This window comes from Anaerocolumna jejuensis DSM 15929 (assembly GCF_900142215.1).
Taxonomy (GTDB): Bacteria; Bacillota; Clostridia; order Lachnospirales; family Lachnospiraceae; genus Anaerocolumna; species Anaerocolumna jejuensis.
Genome location: NZ_FRAC01000030.1, coordinates 19,670 through 37,181, shown reverse-complemented (window position 1 = coordinate 37,181; position 17,512 = coordinate 19,670). Strand labels below are relative to the sequence as shown.

18 protein-coding genes and 1 other annotated feature are annotated in these 17,512 nt (G+C 35.3%); of the genes, 17 read left to right on the top strand and 1 reads right to left on the bottom strand.

The annotated features are described in order from the left end of the window. The first annotated feature begins 38 nt into the window (after nt 1-38). The 5 genes from BUB77_RS23490 to rlmB all read left to right on the top strand — a co-directional run bounded on the left by BUB77_RS23490 (nt 39) and on the right by rlmB (nt 5,454). Nucleotides 39-1,214: a GNAT family N-acetyltransferase gene (locus tag BUB77_RS23490; protein ID WP_073279457.1), complete on the top strand. Its 1,176-nt coding sequence runs from the start codon at nt 39-41 to the stop codon at nt 1,212-1,214. 49 nt (nt 1,215-1,263) lie between these two features. Next, nucleotides 1,264-1,482 (top strand) — a binding site (T-box leader). A 293-nt stretch (nt 1,483-1,775) separates the two neighbouring features. Continuing rightward, on the top strand, nt 1,776-2,486 hold the full coding sequence (cysE, locus tag BUB77_RS23485) for a serine O-acetyltransferase (RefSeq protein WP_073279456.1): 711 nt from the start codon (nt 1,776-1,778) through the stop codon (nt 2,484-2,486). 110 nt (nt 2,487-2,596) lie between these two features. Further along, nucleotides 2,597-4,036, top strand: coding sequence for a cysteine--tRNA ligase (gene cysS, locus BUB77_RS23480; protein WP_073279455.1), 1,440 nt, complete (start codon nt 2,597-2,599; stop codon nt 4,034-4,036). After that, entirely contained in the window at nt 4,021-4,524 is a 504-nt protein-coding gene (locus BUB77_RS23475; RefSeq protein WP_084124650.1) for a Mini-ribonuclease 3, read from the top strand. The genes cysS and BUB77_RS23475 overlap by 16 nt, the downstream gene beginning before the upstream one ends. Nucleotides 4,525-4,713: 189 nt before the next feature. Further along, entirely contained in the window at nt 4,714-5,454 is a 741-nt protein-coding gene (gene rlmB / locus BUB77_RS23470; RefSeq protein WP_073279528.1) for a 23S rRNA (guanosine(2251)-2'-O)-methyltransferase RlmB, read from the top strand. 156 nt (nt 5,455-5,610) lie between these two features. Here rlmB and BUB77_RS23465 read toward each other — a convergent pair whose 3' ends face one another. Then, the gene (locus BUB77_RS23465) at nt 5,611-6,408 is read right to left on the bottom strand and encodes an EcsC family protein (RefSeq protein ID WP_073279454.1); all 798 of its coding nucleotides are present in this window, start codon (nt 6,406-6,408) and stop codon (nt 5,611-5,613) included. Between the two features lie 375 nt (nt 6,409-6,783). On the opposite strand from BUB77_RS23465, the gene BUB77_RS23460 reads away from it, so the two are divergent. From BUB77_RS23460 to BUB77_RS23405, 12 genes are all read left to right on the top strand, one after another. Beyond that, the gene (locus BUB77_RS23460) at nt 6,784-7,053 is read left to right on the top strand and encodes a CD3324 family protein (RefSeq protein WP_073279453.1); all 270 of its coding nucleotides are present in this window, start codon (nt 6,784-6,786) and stop codon (nt 7,051-7,053) included. Nucleotides 7,054-7,451: 398 nt separating this feature from the next. Continuing rightward, the gene (locus BUB77_RS23455; RefSeq protein ID WP_073279452.1) at nt 7,452-7,754 is read left to right on the top strand and encodes a hypothetical protein; all 303 of its coding nucleotides are present in this window, start codon (nt 7,452-7,454) and stop codon (nt 7,752-7,754) included. Between the two features lie 12 nt (nt 7,755-7,766). Next, on the top strand, nt 7,767-8,036 hold the full coding sequence (locus BUB77_RS23450; protein ID WP_073279451.1) for a hypothetical protein: 270 nt from the start codon (nt 7,767-7,769) through the stop codon (nt 8,034-8,036). A gap of 127 nt (nt 8,037-8,163) precedes the next feature. Next, on the top strand, nt 8,164-8,535 hold the full coding sequence (locus tag BUB77_RS23445; RefSeq protein WP_073279450.1) for a hypothetical protein: 372 nt from the start codon (nt 8,164-8,166) through the stop codon (nt 8,533-8,535). Between the two features lie 49 nt (nt 8,536-8,584). Then, complete coding sequence (locus BUB77_RS23440; RefSeq protein WP_073279449.1) at nt 8,585-9,034, top strand: hypothetical protein; 450 nt, start codon at nt 8,585-8,587, stop codon at nt 9,032-9,034. 176 nt (nt 9,035-9,210) lie between these two features. After that, nucleotides 9,211-9,648 carry a hypothetical protein gene (locus BUB77_RS23435; protein ID WP_139241299.1) on the top strand — a complete coding sequence of 146 codons (438 nt, stop codon included), beginning with the start codon at nt 9,211-9,213 and terminating at the stop codon, nt 9,646-9,648. 118 nt (nt 9,649-9,766) lie between these two features. Continuing rightward, nucleotides 9,767-10,219, top strand: coding sequence for a toxin-antitoxin system YwqK family antitoxin (locus BUB77_RS23430; RefSeq protein WP_073279447.1), 453 nt, complete (start codon nt 9,767-9,769; stop codon nt 10,217-10,219). Nucleotides 10,220-10,306: 87 nt separating this feature from the next. Next, nucleotides 10,307-10,771 carry a hypothetical protein gene (locus BUB77_RS23425; RefSeq protein WP_073279446.1) on the top strand — a complete coding sequence of 155 codons (465 nt, stop codon included), beginning with the start codon at nt 10,307-10,309 and terminating at the stop codon, nt 10,769-10,771. Between the two features lie 46 nt (nt 10,772-10,817). Then, complete coding sequence (locus BUB77_RS23420; protein ID WP_207650858.1) at nt 10,818-11,909, top strand: ADP-ribosylglycohydrolase family protein; 1,092 nt, start codon at nt 10,818-10,820, stop codon at nt 11,907-11,909. A gap of 880 nt (nt 11,910-12,789) precedes the next feature. Continuing rightward, the gene (locus tag BUB77_RS23415; RefSeq protein ID WP_073279445.1) at nt 12,790-14,457 is read left to right on the top strand and encodes a CdiA family toxin C-terminal domain-containing protein; all 1,668 of its coding nucleotides are present in this window, start codon (nt 12,790-12,792) and stop codon (nt 14,455-14,457) included. A 19-nt stretch (nt 14,458-14,476) separates the two neighbouring features. Further along, the gene (gene cdiI / locus BUB77_RS23410) at nt 14,477-14,908 is read left to right on the top strand and encodes a ribonuclease toxin immunity protein CdiI (RefSeq protein ID WP_073279444.1); all 432 of its coding nucleotides are present in this window, start codon (nt 14,477-14,479) and stop codon (nt 14,906-14,908) included. Between the two features lie 846 nt (nt 14,909-15,754). Beyond that, complete coding sequence (locus tag BUB77_RS23405; protein WP_073279443.1) at nt 15,755-17,164, top strand: transglutaminase domain-containing protein; 1,410 nt, start codon at nt 15,755-15,757, stop codon at nt 17,162-17,164. Nucleotides 17,165-17,512 lie beyond the last annotated feature (348 nt).

The following is a 17,512-nucleotide window of genomic DNA, read 5'->3' as shown; positions in this document are numbered from 1 at the left end:
AAACAGGAAGCTGTACAGAAAAGGATGCAAAGGAAAGGATGGGTGAAGAACGCAGGATGGAATATGAGATATTTACTTCCCTGGAGGAAGCCAGAGAAAAGGGAATAGAGAAGGTCAGAGAAGATATCTACTGTCTTTGGCAGGAATGCTTTGGGGATACGGACTCTTATACAGATTTCTATTTTCAATGGGTGGTTCCCTATAACCGTATTTTCACCCTGTATAAGGAGGATAAATTATGCTCCATGCTTCACCTTAATCCTTATACACTGGCAGTGAAGGAGAATGAGGTAAAAGCCGACTATATAGTAGGAGTTGCTACCAGAAAAGAAGAACGGAAAAAAGGATATATGGGACTTCTGATTGAAAAAGCACTTCAATGGATGTATGAGGAAGGAAAGCCCTTTACTTACCTGATGCCGGCAGCGGAGGCAATTTATTATCCCTATGATTTTCGCAAGGTTTACACCCTGGAAAACTGGGGGATGGAAATGGAAAAAGCAGTCATAAAGGGAAACAGTAAAAATACCGGCAGCAGGCTCGTAAAGCTTACTGCCTCAGACATAGACAGCCGGAGAGTGCTTACGGAATTTACGGAGGATATCCTAAGGCGGGAATACGATATTTATGCCCTAAGAAGCCGTAAGTATTATGAAAAGCTCTTGGCTGAGATGAACAGTACAAAGGGCGGAATCGCACTGGTATTAAAGAAGGATGAATTAATCGGATATGCAGCCTATATGCAGGATGATGGTTTTCAGATTGCGGAATGCATCTATGAGCGGTCAGATAAGGAAGAGGTACTCTTGGAGCTGTACCGTGAATTCTCATCGGGTCTTTCTCTTAGTCTTAATGACAGAAAAGCAGATTTTGAACCTGCCATTATGATGAGGATCGTAAATCTGAAAGCATTTCTCCTAAGCCTTTATTCCGAAAGGGAAATTTCCCTTGTAATAGAAGCAAAGGATGAAAGAATTGCGGAAAATAACGGGGTTTTTCATCTTGTTACCAGCAAAGAAGGAAGCAGTGTTGACAATACGGAAGAACCGCCCATGCTAAGGGGAAATATCTCTGACCTGACACTATTGTTCTTTGGTAAGCTGGAAGAAGAAAAAAAGAAGGAGCTTATTACTGTAGAAGAGAAAGACAGTGTGCTTGCTGTTTTATCAGAGCTGAAAATTGGCAACAGGCTTTTTCTGAATGAGATTGTTTGATTGTAATTGACATTTTGATTACTTTTGCATAGAATAAGTATATAATATTTGAAAAGCGATGAACAGAAAAGTAGTCCGTAAAAGGGCAGCAGAGAGAGGATGTCACCGGCTGAAAACATCCTTTACCCGAATACCGATGAAGTGCATCTGGGAGCTGATTAAGTGAGGCTTAAGCTTAGCTTAATCCGGTCTGGACCGTTATCCTTTAAGAGTGCAGGTGATTTTTCCTGCATAATAGAGTGGAACCGCGGATAACTTCGTCTCTAAGTGAGACGGAGTTTTTTTATTCTTTTCATTTGCTTATTATTGAATAGCGATAGTATGAAAATTAAAAAGCAATTTTCATACACAAGATTGAGCCTGCGAAATCCTCGGCCCAATCTTGCGGCGCGTTGGAAAGGCATGGCGGATAGTATGAAAATTAAAAAGCAATTTATTTTCAATTTTGGCAGTTTCGCAAGTAAACTTGCGTATGCATGGGATTATTATATTAAAAGGCAATTATCACTTTCAATTTTTTAGCAGTTTAACAAGTAAATTGCAAAATGTATGGAGGTTATTATGGGTATCATAAAATATATAAAGGGAGAAATTGAAATCATAAGAGAGCGGGATCCCGCTATAAAATCCTCATGGGAGATATTTTTATATCCAAGCTTTAAGGCAATACTCAGATATCGTATAGCGCACAAATTCTATGAGCATAAGCATTATTTTCTGGCCAGGTGGCTTTCCCAGAGAACTGCCAGAAAGACGGGAATAGAGATTCATCCGGGGGCAACGATAGGAAAAGGATTGTTTATTGACCATGGGCATGGAGTGGTAATTGGAGAAACCGCCATTGTGGGCGATAATGTCACCCTGTATCAGGGAGTGACCCTGGGAGGAACCGGGAAGGAAAGCGGAAAAAGGCATCCGACCCTTGAAAATAATGTTATGGTCAGCGCCGGGGCCAAGATTCTTGGTTCCTTTACGGTAGGAGAAAATTCCAAAATAGGAGCTGGCTCCGTAGTTCTTTCGGAGGTACCGGCTAATTCTACTGTTGTTGGCGTTCCGGGGCATGTGGTCAAGCGGGATAATCTGAAGGTGCCAAGAGAAGACATGGACCAGGTGCATCTGCCGGACCCTGTATTTACAGAACTCTTAAGCTTAAGGGCGGAAAACTGCCGTTTAACGGAAGAAATCAAACAACTCCAGTATGAATTTAAGATGATGGAGTCCTTGAATAACAGGCCTAGTGAGGAAATCTCCTTTGACAACAGTATGCTGTAACAGGAAATAATAAAAGTATGAAGAACATGGGTATCCATTTCAAATAAAAATTTTAAAACTATACTATAAAGAAAATGAAATCAAAAATGATTATTAGGAAAGAGGTTACTATGAAAATCTATAATACCCTGACAAAGAAAAAAGAAGAATTTATTCCTTTGGAAGAGGGCAAGGTAAAGATGTACGTCTGCGGCCCCACTGTCTATAACTATATCCATATCGGCAATGCAAGGCCGATAATAATTTTTGATACCGTAAGACGTTATTTTGAGTATAAAGGATATGATGTGAATTTTGTCTCCAATTTTACGGATGTAGACGACAAGATTATCAAGAAGGCAATCGATGAGGGTAAAACTGCCGCAGAGATATCCGAGCGTTATATCCGGGAATTTAATAAGGATGTGGAAGGGTTAAATGTAGAGCCCGCTACCCGTAATCCGAAAGCAACGGAAGAAATTGACGGAATGGTCGAGATGATTGCTGCTCTTATTGAAAAGGGGCATGCCTATGAGAAAAACGGCACGGTATATTTCCGTACCAGAAGCTTTCCGGATTATGGTAAGCTTTCAAAGAAAAACATCGACGATCTGGAAGCCGGAATACGTATTGCTGTAAATGAAGATAAAGAAGACCCCATGGATTTTGTGCTCTGGAAGCCGAAGAAGGAAGGAGAACCCTTTTGGGAATCTCCCTGGAGTGAGGGAAGACCCGGCTGGCATATCGAATGCTCGGTCATGAGCAAGAAGTATTTAGGGGAAGAAATCGATATCCATGCAGGCGGTGAGGATTTGATCTTTCCCCATCACGAAAATGAGATTGCACAGAGCGAGGCCTGCAACGGAAAAGAATTCGCCAGATATTGGATGCACAATGGATTTTTAAATATAGACAATAAGAAAATGTCCAAATCCACCGGAAACTTTTTTACTGTCAGGGATATCAGCCAGAGCTATGATCTTCAGGTACTGCGTTTCTTTATGTTAAGTGCTCACTACAGAAGCCCCATAAACTTTAACAGGGATCTTATGGAAGCATCTAAAAATGCCCTGGATAGAATTCAGACGGCAGCAGCTAATTTGGAGCATTTGATAGATACAGCTGGGAAAATTGAATGTGAGATGGTCAGCGGGCTGTCAACGGGAGGCAGTCAAGCTCTTTCCAAGGAAGAAGAGGAGCTTTTAAAAGAAAGTGCAAAGCTTCAGGAGAAATTCGAAGCAGCAATGGAGGATGATTTTAATACTGCGGATGCAGTATCTGCTATATTCGAACTGGTAAAGCTTTCTAATACCTACGGTACAAAGGAGTCTTCTCCTGCCTTTTTGAAAGAATTACTGGATAGGATAACCTTATTGTGCGGCGTTCTTGGAATTAAAGCTCTTAAAAAGGAAGAACTCCTGGATGAGGAGATTGAACAGCTTATCAAAGAGCGCCAGGAGGCAAGAAAGCAGAAGGACTTTAAAAGGTCGGATGAAATCAGAAATCTGCTCCTTGAGAAGGGAATTTTATTAGAAGATACAAGAGAAGGTGTACGATGGAAAAGGGCATAGAGGATGGCGTAATCCGTAACATAAAGGAGACCTTTTCCCTGCCGGATACGGATTTAAAGACATATTCCCCTTTAACGCTTGCCTTTATCGGGGATGTAGTATACGATTTGATTATCAGGACTTTGGTGGTAGAACAGGGAAATGCACCGGTGAATAAGCTTCATAAAAGAGTAAGCAGCCTTGTCAAGGCTTCTGCTCAGATGGAGCTTTACCACGGAATTGCGGACATGCTTACGGAAGAGGAGCTTTCTGTTTATAAAAGAGGGCGCAATGCCAAATCTTTTACAACTGCCAAAAATGCTTCCATATCAGACTACCGCTCTGCAACGGGATTGGAAGCTTTGGTGGGATATTTGTATCTGGATAACAGGCTTGACCGGGTTCTTGAGCTTATAAAAGTAGGGCTTGAAAGAAGAGGCACAGGAGCAGAGGCAAAAAAGAAAGAACCTGAAAAGCAGGTACAGCAAGACTGTGAATTAACAGAATAGTTGAAATATTTATTTATGCCGTAAGCAGGCTTACAATTTATAAAGAAATAGTTTTTAGACAGAGTATGTTCAGTTAAATATGAATAGATTGGTTATTCAGAAAAGAGGTTAGGTTGAAAAATGCGTTATTTTTCAACTACCTATTTAGAAATATCAAATCAAAGGTTTGATATTACGAAAGGAGTTAAAATGAGGTACGAAGAACTTACCATAGAAGGAAGAAATGCTGTTTTGGAGGCATTTCGCTCGGGAAAGACCATTGACAGGTTATTTATCCTGGATGGTTGTCAGGACGGTCCTATCAAGTCCATCTTAAGAGAGGCAAGGAAGGGTGACACCATCCTTAACTTTGTGAAAAAGGAAAGACTTGACCAGCTTTCAGAAACCGGGAAGCATCAGGGGGTTATAGCCTATGCCGCAGCCTATGAATATGCAGAGGTAGAGGATATTCTAAAAGCGGCAGAAGAAAAGGGGGAGCCGCCCTTTATTATTCTCCTGGACGGAATAGAAGACCCGCATAATTTAGGAGCAATCCTTCGTACCGCCAATCAGGCAGGGGCTCATGGAGTTATTATACCAAAAAGAAGAGCAGTAGGACTAACCGCCACTGTTGCCAAGACCTCCGCAGGGGCAATCAATTATATTCCCGTGGCGAAGGTTACCAATCTTTCAGTTGCCATCGAAGAGCTGAAGGAAAAGGGTCTTTGGTTTGTATGTGCGGATATGGAAGGCGAAGTGATGTATAAGCAGAATTTGAAGGGACCAATCGGCCTTGTTATCGGCAGCGAAGGCGAAGGCGTTGGAAGGCTGGTTAAGGAAAAGTGTGATTACATGGCTAAGATTCCTATGTTTGGAAACATTGATTCCTTAAATGCATCTGTGGCTATGGGAATACTTGCTTATGAGATTGTAAGGCAAAGAATGGCTTAATATCAATTATATGAATGATAATAGGGCTTTTGGGGAAGGATTTATCCGGAACTTTTCTGCCTTTGGATAGAAATAAAGACCCCTTAGAAAATGACCTGGTTCCAAAGCCAATAAGCCTTTGGAGCGGATAAGTCATCCACTAAGGGGTTTATGAATTTACGCTTCTTTCATTCTCTTTTGCAGATAGCGTTTCTTGTATTTCAGCCTGCTGTAGGCCGTAATCCTGTTGATATAGCTATGATTTACAATACCGCCTACTACACCGATCAAGGGAGTACCCTGAATGAATTTGGCGGTAAGAAGTACCTCGGAAAAACAGGAGGAAGCAGCCTTCATCTCCTTCTTGACATCCACAGAAGGAAGTGCTCCGCTGTCTATCTGTCCGGCCAGTTGATCCACTCTTAAATTAAGCTCCTCCTGTTTCTTTCCCTGCAACAGGGCAGCCTGTATCAGAAGGCAGATATAAGCCTTTTCTTTTTCCGTGTCATAGGGAAAACCATAGCTTATGGAAATCTCGTTTACGGATTTAATTATAAGGGCCAGAAAAACCGGAATATCCGGCAGGCCGATTCCGAGTATTCCTAATATGCCTCCTTCCACTGCGGAAAAGGTAGAATTAAACCGGCTGGAAGAAAGGGAAGGTTTATCCAGCTCTTTCAGGTGTTTTTTTGTCAGCTTTCTGTTAACGGCATGGTTATTAATATCATAATCTACCCGGAGTCTGTCTTTGTTGTAGGTTTTTTCGATAACGTCGATTCCCTTATCATAAATTAGTTCAAAGGCCTTAAAAAAGGCTTTATCCAGTGTTTCCTTCAGATTATCCGGAATTTTATCCCTTACCTTTTCAAGGAGGGGATTAATTTTGGTCTTAAAATAAGAATCATCCTTAGCCTGAAGGAAATGTTCTTCTTTTTTTTCTACTTCTTTTATTTGTTCCTCTAGCAGCTTCTTCATAATCGTTTCCTTTCTATGGATTAATGTTTAAGAGTGTTCTTTCAATTCACTATTACAAATATATGATATCCATTTTCGGATTCTTACTGAAATTAGATTTAAAGTTGATTCTTTTCTGATATTAATAAAGAATTATATCTTATAATTAAAAATCCTTCAATTAAAATTATAAAATGTTTTAATTAAAAAATAGATATTTCTATGAAAAATTGCAGATAAATAGCAACAAAAAACTGGAAATCCACAACCATCTATGATATACTGATTACTGTTTAAGAAAACAATATAAATCAAAACGCATAAGGAGGTGGCTTTACATGGGAAGCTTTGTATTTCGTAGTGTTAATCGTATTATTGTAATGGAGGGAATGCTGTTTGACTTACAAAAAAGGAGCAGATGTATTGCCGGACCAACTGTTAAAGGAAGTACAGCAATATGCTGAAGGATGTCTTGTTTATATCCCTAAGAGGAGCAGCAAGGCAGGCTGGGGACGTTTAAGCGGAACCCGCGAATGGATTGATAAGAGAAATGAAGAAATTACCTGCTTATTCATGCAGGGAGAACCGGTTAAAGAATTATCGGAGGAATATCATCTGAGCGAAGATACTATTAGAAAAATTATATATAAGAAAAATCAGATATAATCATTCTTACCCTGGTAATGCTAAGGAGGCTGTGAGATAATACAGTTGACCGGTCGATTCCATGAGGAAAGGGGATGGTTGTATTGTATCACAAATTAGAGGTGTTTAAACTCTAAGGAGTAAGGAGGGACTGTTTCGAAGCTAACCTTTTAGCGGAGAAACGGTCCCTTTTTTATGCTGTGAAGTAAAAAACGCATTTCGAAGAAGTTTTTGGCTTAACAGTTGGTTGGGAACAGGAGTATTATGGGGAATATATCAATGTTTTCAGTCGGATTCATCTTACAAAAAGCAATGAATTCTATAAAGGATTCATTGAGTAAGGGGAGCGAATATGTTATTCTTAATAATACCATATTTCCAAAGAAATGCAGCAGGAGTACTCAAAGAGGTGATAGATAGTGGATCAGGAAAAAGTAATAGATTTATTATGTGAGAGAGCATTGATAGAAGAAAATGACCCTGTAATATATAAAATATGGGAAGAATTAACTGAATTATTGAGCCAAAATTTAGATGAAACGATATGTTTCTTAAAAGGATGTACCGAGAATCAATTGTATTACATAAGTGAGATTTTTGAGGATATATCATATAATTTGAAAAGCCCAAAGTTTATTCAGGTATTGTATGATTTAAATCATAAATACCCTGAATTAAATATGGAATCAGATATAGAATTAGCAAAAGAGTATATGGAATAATGGAGCAAAACAATGGACATGGAGTCGTTTTATGAATTTCGCTCGGAAGTACGAAAAAAGCTAGGCAGAATTTATTTCTTTCCGCAGAATATGGATTTGTATGCTGAAGGTATCGTGGAATTATTTTTATTAGATACAGAAATTACAAAATTCTATTTATCGAATTGTACTAAGAATGAAAAGAAATATTTATTGGAACTGGCAGAGTATTTACAACAGACTAATAAAAATTTACAAGTGGCTAAAATAATTATAAGAAGCTTATCGTCAGCAAAAAAATGATAGAGTAACATCCCAAAGATTGTCTAAACCTCCAAATTGAAGTAAGATAGAATTACTCACCTTGGAGGTTTTTGGATATAAAGAATATTAATTGGGGATTAGTTGGCGTTTTACATAGGAGGTAGAGATGGATAATGAAGTTTGGGACTTTTATACAGGGTATGAAGGAGAAGGAGAAATTCAATTTATTCAGATTCTTGACAGTGGCAATAGAAACATCATAAGAATATGGGATGGATATTTTGACGATATCATGGATAAAATCGAGCCAGAAGCAAGCGGTTGGACTGGCTTAGCGTATTGTTATAATCTTGTCGTAGGGTGGTATGATGAAAGTCCATGGAAAATACCTAATACTATAAAAGCATTGCAGCAGATTAAACAAACTGAAAAGGCAGAATTTCGGTTTCAGGAATCTAAAAGGGTAACAGAAGAAATTTGCAATCTTTTGAGTAATGCAATTGATAATGACAATGTTGTTTATATCGCTAGAGAATAATTTAAAGATGGAAGAAGTATTCGATTTTTGATAATCAGGGAGAAAATAAATGGATTTTGAATTATTATTATTTAGTATTAAAACACAAGAGGAATACGGATACTTTTTAAAAGGGATACTGGAAAAAAATCTGAAGGTTGATTTTACATTTAAACATAGCGAAGATGATATTAGTTTGTGTTTTCAATGTATGACGATTAGTCTGGACTTGGAAGAAATCTTTGGTTTAGATGTAATAGAAGAAGACTTTAATTTTAAAGCAAATCTAAGCGCTCGTATTCAAGTTTTTAGTAAATTCTATAGTGATGCATTAGATATCATTTTCAGAGTAATAAAAGAAATAACAATGAAGTCGGATTGCAATTTATTGTTGTTGGGAAATGGATCAAATGTAATTATAAAAAAGGATAATGGCAAATTTTATTCATCAGAACTCAAGGATTATTATTATTTTGAGTTTCCATTTGAAATATTAGAAGCAGATATTGCAAGATCATAAATTTGCTTTAAAATGCTTACTAGCAGCACGGCCTACGCCAAGAGTAGCAGCCAAATAAAGCCTATAATATAGGGTAACAGAATAAAACAAAGCAAGGTAGTGAAAAGTACCATGATTATAATAGATTGGCTTATAAAAAATTTCTTTTATAGAATTTCAAATAAGGAGGCTTAAAAGTGTCGTCTTCAGTTTCGCTAAATGTGAAGTTAGATTCAAATAAATTGTTTAACTGTAAAGAAGTTATAAACCTATTACTAAAATTTGGATGGAATATCCATAAAGATGGTAAAATCACATTTTTACCTTTAAAGGATGACGATATGTATGATTGGACAACATCAAATATTACCTTAGGTGAATTTATTAAACTGGTGGATGAAAAAGATTATGCGAAAGAGATAGTGGGGGTAGAATTATACTGGGAAAACACGGACATTGGTGGACACCTGCTGATGTTTAATAAGAGTGATTTTTCTTTTGCATTGAACATCCATACTAAATATATAGGAGAAAAGGACAAAATCCCTGATTTTAACTGGTATGTTGAAAGGATAATACCGTATTTGAATCTGGAATACCATGTGATGGAGTATGAGTTTGAATTTATTTATTAATAGGAAAGTGATAGTCTTGCGGCGCGTTGGGAAGGCATAATGTAAAAATTAAAAGCAATTTTCACTTTTTATTTGAGCAGTATCGTAGGTGGGCTTACGATATGCATGGAGGTATAATATGGATAAAGTAAATTACGATGAACTGTTTACAGATACAGATGTTAATACTGGAGAGGATATATTTTTTATAGATAGCAGTTTGAAAAAGCCTTATAATGGGGTAGTTTTTGATTATTTTAAAGGGGCCCTATCCTGGGAATTTGAGGTGAAAGATGGTTTTAAGACTGGAATAGAAAGGAAGTATTATGATACTGGGGAGTTAATGGATGAAAATGAGACAGATCATAATACTGTAAACGGAGTAGCTAAAGAATTTTACAGAAATGGAAATATTAAAAGTATAAGTGTTGTAATACATAATGTTTTTATTGATAGTATTTTTTATAACGAATCCGGAAATATAATTCGTAAAACTTTGATAAGTGAAAGTGATAGTAGTTACTGGCTTGTAGAAAATAAAATGGAGGAATACAGAGAAAAGTATAAAATAGGTAATTATAAGAGCCAGTAATTCAATTTTACCAGAAGTCAAGAAGAGGATGGTATACCTTAGTTGACTGCGATAATATTAAAATCTTTAAAATACGGAGGTAGTTGTTTGGATGAAGAATTAGAATATATCAAAGAATTAGAAACATACAAGCTGATCGAGATAGTGCAAGATATATTGGGCTTTGAAGAAACAAGCGCAGCATTGCTTGAATTATATAATAGAGATATTAATATAGCCTTTGAATTAGGCATAGATATTCTTGATAATAACAAAGGTGATGATTATTTACAAGCTATCGTTTTCGATATTATATATTATATTAATCCCAATCGTACATTGGATAGCATATGTAAGCGAAAAGCTGAGATAGGAGTAGTTTTATTAGGAGATATCATGTCTGAAATGTCTATAGACTATTATAGTAGCGCAGAAATGGAAATGTCTGACAAATTGTTATATATGTTACTAAGAAGATATAGTAGTCTTAGCAAATATGAGCAAGAAAAAATAATTAATTATTATATGGAATTTGAAGAGTTTCTTAAGAAAAAGGGAGATTTGGAGAGTTGATTTATTAAAGAAATAGTGGTATTGACTCTATAGAGGAGAGCAGAGGATGGAGAAGGAAAAATTATCATCGGTAAAACACTTGGAAGGAACCCCTTTGTATTGTGAAAAATACAAGGAAGAAAGTAAGCTAAATTATGTTATGCATGCAAGAAGAGAATGTCCTTTCTATAACAGTAATAATCCAATAAAAGTAGAGAAGACAAATGATTTGAGAAATAAATTAAATGGAGGTTTATTTGGCTTTTGTATCGGTGATGCATTAGGAGTTCCAGTAGAATTTTCATCAAGAGAAGAAAGACAGATGGATCCGGTAAATGAGATGCGGGCATATGGAACGCACCATCAGCCATTTGGAACATGGTCAGATGATACATCCTTGATGTTATGCTTAATTGAGGCCATTAATCATGGTTATTCAATTAAGAGTGTGGCAGATAATTTTGTTAAATATTATACAAAGGGATATTTAACACCATATGGTGAAGTTTTTGATATAGGCATTTCAACGAGGATTGCTATCGAAAAATTACATGCTGGTATAAATCCGATTGAATGTGGTGGTAAGGCAGAAAGTGACAACGGAAATGGCTCATTGATGCGCATATTACCTTTAGCGTTTTATGGAAGAAATATGAATGCAGGTGATTTAATTAAAATGATAGAAGAAGTTTCAGCGTTAACACATGCCCATAAGCGTTCCAAACTGGCATGTATATTTTATACTGTTTATGCAATTCAGATTATATCGGGTAATAACAAAAAAGATGCATATGAAATAACCATAAATTTTATAACGGATAACTGTTCAGAAAAATATTCTGACGAATTTGGTAACTACAAAAGTATATTAAGCAGAGAAGTATTAAAATATAATGTAAGTCAAATAAAGTCTTCAGGATATGTTATTGATACATTAGAAGCAGTTTTATGGTCGTTTTTGATATCAGATAATTATAAAGATGCTGTTCTGAAGGCTGTTAATCTAGGCGGGGATACTGATACTATTGCAGCAATAGCGGGTGGCCTTGCAGGTATATATTATGGATTTGATAGTATACCGGATAAATGGGTACAAGGCATTGTCAGAAAAGAAGAATTGTATGATATATTTACACAGTTTTCAAGTCTTCTTGAGTAGTAATAACAGTATTTAAAAATCGTTAATTAAATACAACGTTCGACTAAAAGGAAGGCTGTGAGAAATAGCATTCATTCCCGGTCATACTGAATTAAAATTGTTACTTTGGATAAATGGGTATGAGGATTTCAGAAGATAAAAAATATTACTTAAAATATTATTTAGACAGTATTTGCTTCCTTGGAAAGCTGCAAGTTAGTACCATAAAAAGTCTAGCTCATTCAAATGAATAGGGTGCCGAGTATATTTCATGCTCCTTTGATTCAAGTGATGAAGATTATAAAGAAGGTTACATTACTTTGCTATTTTGGAAACCCGCCGATGATGATACTATGGCCTTTGGTGAAAACGATATGTTCTACGAACATCTGTCTGGATGTGTGAAACATTTATTTTAAAAGATAGTAAAATTAAAGATGAAATTCATTCCTATTTAGAGCAAATAAAAGATGTTCTTAAAATATAGCTTAACCTGAGCATTGTATAAATTTTATAATTTATATATAAACTAAGGAGTTATCAATCCATCCATAAATTAATGTTGGTATAGAAAAATTTTTGTCGTATTTATGGGAAAATAAATTTATTTAAAGATTATGCTAATGAATTTAGATATTATCCTATTTAAACGAACTATAAGAAGAAAAGTACTTAGAAATTTAAAACATCTAAGTACTTTTTTTATTTTGAAAATCTAAAAAGTAAAAGAAATTTTACAAAATACCTAAAAATGATAAAAAAATAAAAATTATTCATCATATTATCCTTATAAGATTAAATGACCTATTTAAAAAATTGAAAATAAGAGTTTGTAAATATCAAAAGTTTGCAAAAAACCAGTATATAAAGAGAAGTGAAAATAAAAGGCGAGGTTTGATTTATGTCAGATTTTATCTTAGAGTATGATATGTTAGAATCCATAGCAGTATATTCAAAGTGCTTAGGTAAATATGCAGAGGAATATGGGGAGAGCCTGGAATACAAAATCATAAGTGGAATTGCAAACGTTACAGGTCCTTCTTCCGGGTATCTGCAGAATGCAGGTGATTCAGTTAGGGATAAAGTCAAAGCTTTAAAACAAAAATCCGATACTTTCTATCATTATGCAGAACAAATAACAAATCTGCGGGAAGTAGCCGAACGAATTGACCAGGAAGTAGCAGATGCGATTGCAGCACAAAGAGGGTATTTCCTGGATCATAATGAATCCCAGCGGCTTGATGACTGGAAAGTAAAGTTATTGGGGTTATTAGTGGATATCAAAATTCGTAACCGTCTCTTAAAAAGTATTGCAAACTTGTTGATGGGTTCCAATATTATAAATGAGTTCCTCGAAGATTCCATCAGACATTGGTATGAATGCGGGAGAGGGAAACAAATTATTAGTCCAGTAGTATTCAATAAAATTGAGCCGCTGTATTATATCGTAGGATTTCAATTAAAAGAGCCAGGAATTACTGGCTTATTTAGCAAAGAGGTGTATAATCTGTTATTAAATGATCCATTTAGCTTTTGTGACTTGAATGGAAATAAAAATAATGGTAAGGTGGATTTAAAGAGTAATATCAAGCAAGGGTATAAGAATTCCAAGGGAAGTCCCGCCTGGTCAATAACGGGCAATTTCTTTTCAGGGGTATGGGATGGAGTAAAGGATTCAGTTGTTGGAACCATAGCTGTTGTAAGTCACCCTGTAAAAACAATAAAGGATTTAGTAAAGTTAGCCACTCTCTCTCAGAAGGACCTAGTAGAAATCGGCGCTAAAGCAGGATTTGCTTATTGCGAGAAAATGATAAATGGGACTCCTGAAAAAAGAGCTCATATGGCCGGAAAACTTGTGGCAGAAATTGCTTTGCTGGTAGCAGGGACTAAAGGTGTGGACAAAATTGCAAAAGCAGTAAAGGCAAGTAAGGCTGCAAAGGCTGCAAAAGTACTGGATAATCTGGAAGAGGGGAGCTCGGATTTAAATAAAGTAAACAGTGTTATAGGAAAAGCTGATTCTACTCTTGAGAAGACGATTAAAGATACATATAAACCTGGTAAGGTAGATACGGAAGTGGGGGGAGCGGATGAAATAATTGAGGGTTCGGGGAAAATTAAAGGTAGCTGGAAGAAGCATTTGACAGAAGCAGAGGGTTTTTCAAAAAGAAACGGTGTAAAAGGAGCACATACACAGGAAGCTTTTGATAAATATTTTGCAGAACAAAATATTAAATATAAAATTACCGAAACCACTAAACATCCAACAATAGATGGAATAAAAGATGTAGCATACCAAATTCAAGCAAAGGATTATAGAGGAGTTCCGATTGAAGGACAATACAATACATCAACATACAAAAAGACAATTATAGATACATCTAAAATTTCGACAGAAACAATAGGTCAGTGGGCAAGTGAAGCATTAAAGAATGGCTCAAAAACTACTTTACCCAACAATAATATATATTTTAAAGGGACTGCTAATAATGGTCTAAAATTTGAAGGTTGGATAAATTCAACAACAGAAACATTCGATAGTTTATATCCCGTTTTAGAATGGTCAAATTAATAGAGTTAGGAGAAAATTTATGCTTACTGAGAATCTAGAAAAAGAAAATTTGGAAAAAATATTTGGAGTCTACAATGATAATATTGATGTAATGATACTATCTTTAAATTATTGTTTAGGAGATAGTACACTTAAAACATTAAACAATATGTTAAATGGTCAAGGAGTAGGTGGTAACAGCATTGGATATTTCTTTCCACAAAACTTTGATCTATGGGATGAAGATTATTTTGAAAAAGGTGTTATGTTTCAATGGGGGATAAGAGGAATTATTGTCGATAATCAAACTTTTTATAAATATCTGAAGAGGGGAGTTAGTGAATTTATAAAATTATATCCTAAAGAACAAACAGATGCTTTCAAATTACTACAAGAAATTAAAGTGAAATATAACTGTTTAGACGATGATAACAAAAATGTAATTTTAAAAGAATTAGTATTTAATGATTAATTTAATATTAATTGAAACATTATCAAAATGACACATTTTATGCCACTTACAAACCTTTTAATCAAGTGATTGAAACCTACTTTAAAAAAATAGTCTGATTTTATGCCATTTGGCAAACTTAAATGCCTTTTTATATCAAAAAACTGGCACTATCGACTTTTGCTGGTGTTGCGGAAAGGTTTTTATTCCGCAACTTTATCCTGCATCATTTTTGATCCCATGGTTTACCCCTGTTTTAGTATAAGGATTGATAGGAGAATTTCCGTTTTCGGATATTAAAATTGGTTGCAAATGTGCGATCTGAGATATGTAAAAAACTGACATACATGCGACTTTTTATAAAAGCATAAGAAAGACGAACAGGAGGTCGTTTTACTTTTGTAATTTGGACATTTTGCGATTGCTACGCTTGCCTTATTAGATGATGAGAAATATAAAAATAATTTTAACAATACATTTAATAAACTTAGTGAGAATGATAAATTCTTAGTTAACAATTTTATAAAAGCTGAGGCATATAAGCTGTTAAAAGAGAGCTTGCATAAATGAAATTTCTTTTTATACGTAAACCTGGTTATGACTTCAATGCCTTAAATCCGCACACTATAAAAAGCCCTGTCAGAGAGTGCACCAAAGTTTGTATAAACCTAAAGCTGATGTAAAAAAGAATTACTCAGTTTGGAGGTGTTTTGTAAAAATAATTCGGTACCATAAAGACAAGCTTCAGTTGTTTACTATTTATAAATGTAATAATTTGCATAAATATATTGTAATTTGGTAAAATAGCCCTTAATATATAAGTATGATGCAAAAGAATATCAAAATTAATATTATTAGGGAGGGTATATGAAAATCAAAAAAATATCTATTTTTATATTTGCGTTTTTTATTACTTTATTCTTTTCCACAAACTATTCTTTAATTTCATCTTCTGCAGCGACTTCTGGTGCTATAGCATTAAACACAACAACTTCCTATTTGGTAAAAGGTGAAACGACTGTTCTAAAGGTAACAGGAATCTCAGCGAAAGCTACCTGGACTTCAAAAAACAAGAGGATTGCAAACGTTTCTTCATCCGGTAAAGTCACGGCAATTACATACGGAACAACAACAGTTGTAGCTACTGTTAATAATAAAAGCTACACCTGTAAAGTGATTGTAGTGGATCCATCTGAATTATATTTGAAGCCCTCCGCTGAAATTATCATGGTTGGCGGTAAAGAGGTAACCTTAAATCCCCAATCGTATTTATACAGCACAGTTGCTATCCAAAAGATGGGTATAACCTATGAAATAACCGGAAATGACAGTATTAAAATAAGCTCTGCTGGTGAGGTAACCGCTGCGAAAGCTGGAAAATTTAAAGTGACGGCTTATATTCATGGAAAAAAGTTTGGAACTGTTTCAATCACAGCAGATGACTTTAAAGGATTTTCTGATTCGGAAGCCAATGTAGCAGTAGAGGATACTAAAGAAATTTATTTTGCGGATAACTATAAGCTGTATGATAAGCTGCATAATGAAGATGTTAATGTAACTTCTTCTGACCCTAAGGTGGTAGAGGTTAAATTAGCATATTCAGTAGAGAATCTGGACTATTACTATGGAATTGAAATTACTGGTGTAGCAGACGGTACAGCCATTGTTTCAGTCAACGTTTCCGGAGTGAAAAGACAAATAAAGGTTACTGTCGGAATAGGGACTACAGTACTTGCACCTGTAGATGCCGTAAAGACTGGTAATTATACTGGTTATACCGGGAATTCACTAGAAACATTAAAGTGGGTAAGAAAATTCATTGATTCTAACAATCTAATGTCTTCTTCAGTAACAGATAGAGAAAAGGTATCAATTATCCAGAATTACCTTATCCAGAGCTATAAGTCTAATGTTGGAGACACCGTTTACAAAAACAGTATCTCACGAATACTTTTTGATGGTGACGGAGTCTGTGGTGATTATGCAACAACATTTTGTTTTTTATGTGAATGTATTGACCTTCCTTGCTATTATGTTGGAGGTGTTTCAGATAATGGTAGAGGTGATGGATGGGTAGGGCATGCGTGGAATAAAGTACAAGTTGATGGAATCTGGTATTATATTGATACATACTGGTGCGCTGGTTTACATAGCCTTGATAAGTACTATCTGACAACAGATTTATGGAGTGACCATAAGGTAGGAGAAGGAGAAGAAGGCTATTATTCTGATATTAATTTTAGCCGGTATGCTACATATATCTATGATTTAGGGTGACTTGAGTCATTATATTATAATCATCTTATTAGTACAGCTTATTGATAAAATAAATTTGATATAAATTGATTATATAAATTGATTTTAATTAAGTATAAAAATATTATCTCAACTGATATAAACTATATTAAAGTAAAGTACTTAGAAATTAAAACTTCTAAGTACTTTTTTATGTTCTGAAAGTATGGCTAGAGAAAATAACTCTTAGAATATACCCAAAATGATTAAAAACCTTAAATTATTCATCATATTATATCTATAAAAAAACTTGACTTTTTTTGATCAAATTTTGGTGAACGGAGGAAAACAAAATGTTAAGAAGGTTTTTGAAAAAACAATTAAAACCAT

What these genes read in the sequence shown, in the direction of transcription:
- BUB77_RS23490 (WP_073279457.1), top strand. Translation starts at nt 39, where the DNA reads ATGGGTGAAGAACGCAGGATGGAATATGAGATATTTACTTCCCTGGAG.
- BUB77_RS23420 (WP_207650858.1), top strand. Translation starts at nt 10,818, where the DNA reads ATGGAGAAGGAAAAATTATCATCGGTAAAACACTTGGAAGGAACCCCT.
- rlmB (WP_073279528.1), top strand. Translation starts at nt 4,714, where the DNA reads ATGAGGTACGAAGAACTTACCATAGAAGGAAGAAATGCTGTTTTGGAG.
- BUB77_RS23465 (WP_073279454.1), bottom strand. Translation starts at nt 6,408, where the DNA reads ATGAAGAAGCTGCTAGAGGAACAAATAAAAGAAGTAGAAAAAAAAGAA.
- BUB77_RS23450 (WP_073279451.1), top strand. Translation starts at nt 7,767, where the DNA reads ATGGACATGGAGTCGTTTTATGAATTTCGCTCGGAAGTACGAAAAAAG.
- BUB77_RS23445 (WP_073279450.1), top strand. Translation starts at nt 8,164, where the DNA reads ATGGATAATGAAGTTTGGGACTTTTATACAGGGTATGAAGGAGAAGGA.
- BUB77_RS23475 (WP_084124650.1), top strand. Translation starts at nt 4,021, where the DNA reads ATGGAAAAGGGCATAGAGGATGGCGTAATCCGTAACATAAAGGAGACC.
- cdiI (WP_073279444.1), top strand. Translation starts at nt 14,477, where the DNA reads ATGCTTACTGAGAATCTAGAAAAAGAAAATTTGGAAAAAATATTTGGA.
- cysS (WP_073279455.1), top strand. Translation starts at nt 2,597, where the DNA reads ATGAAAATCTATAATACCCTGACAAAGAAAAAAGAAGAATTTATTCCT.
- BUB77_RS23405 (WP_073279443.1), top strand. Translation starts at nt 15,755, where the DNA reads ATGAAAATCAAAAAAATATCTATTTTTATATTTGCGTTTTTTATTACT.
- BUB77_RS23415 (WP_073279445.1), top strand. Translation starts at nt 12,790, where the DNA reads ATGTCAGATTTTATCTTAGAGTATGATATGTTAGAATCCATAGCAGTA.
- cysE (WP_073279456.1), top strand. Translation starts at nt 1,776, where the DNA reads ATGGGTATCATAAAATATATAAAGGGAGAAATTGAAATCATAAGAGAG.
- BUB77_RS23440 (WP_073279449.1), top strand. Translation starts at nt 8,585, where the DNA reads ATGGATTTTGAATTATTATTATTTAGTATTAAAACACAAGAGGAATAC.
- BUB77_RS23430 (WP_073279447.1), top strand. Translation starts at nt 9,767, where the DNA reads ATGGATAAAGTAAATTACGATGAACTGTTTACAGATACAGATGTTAAT.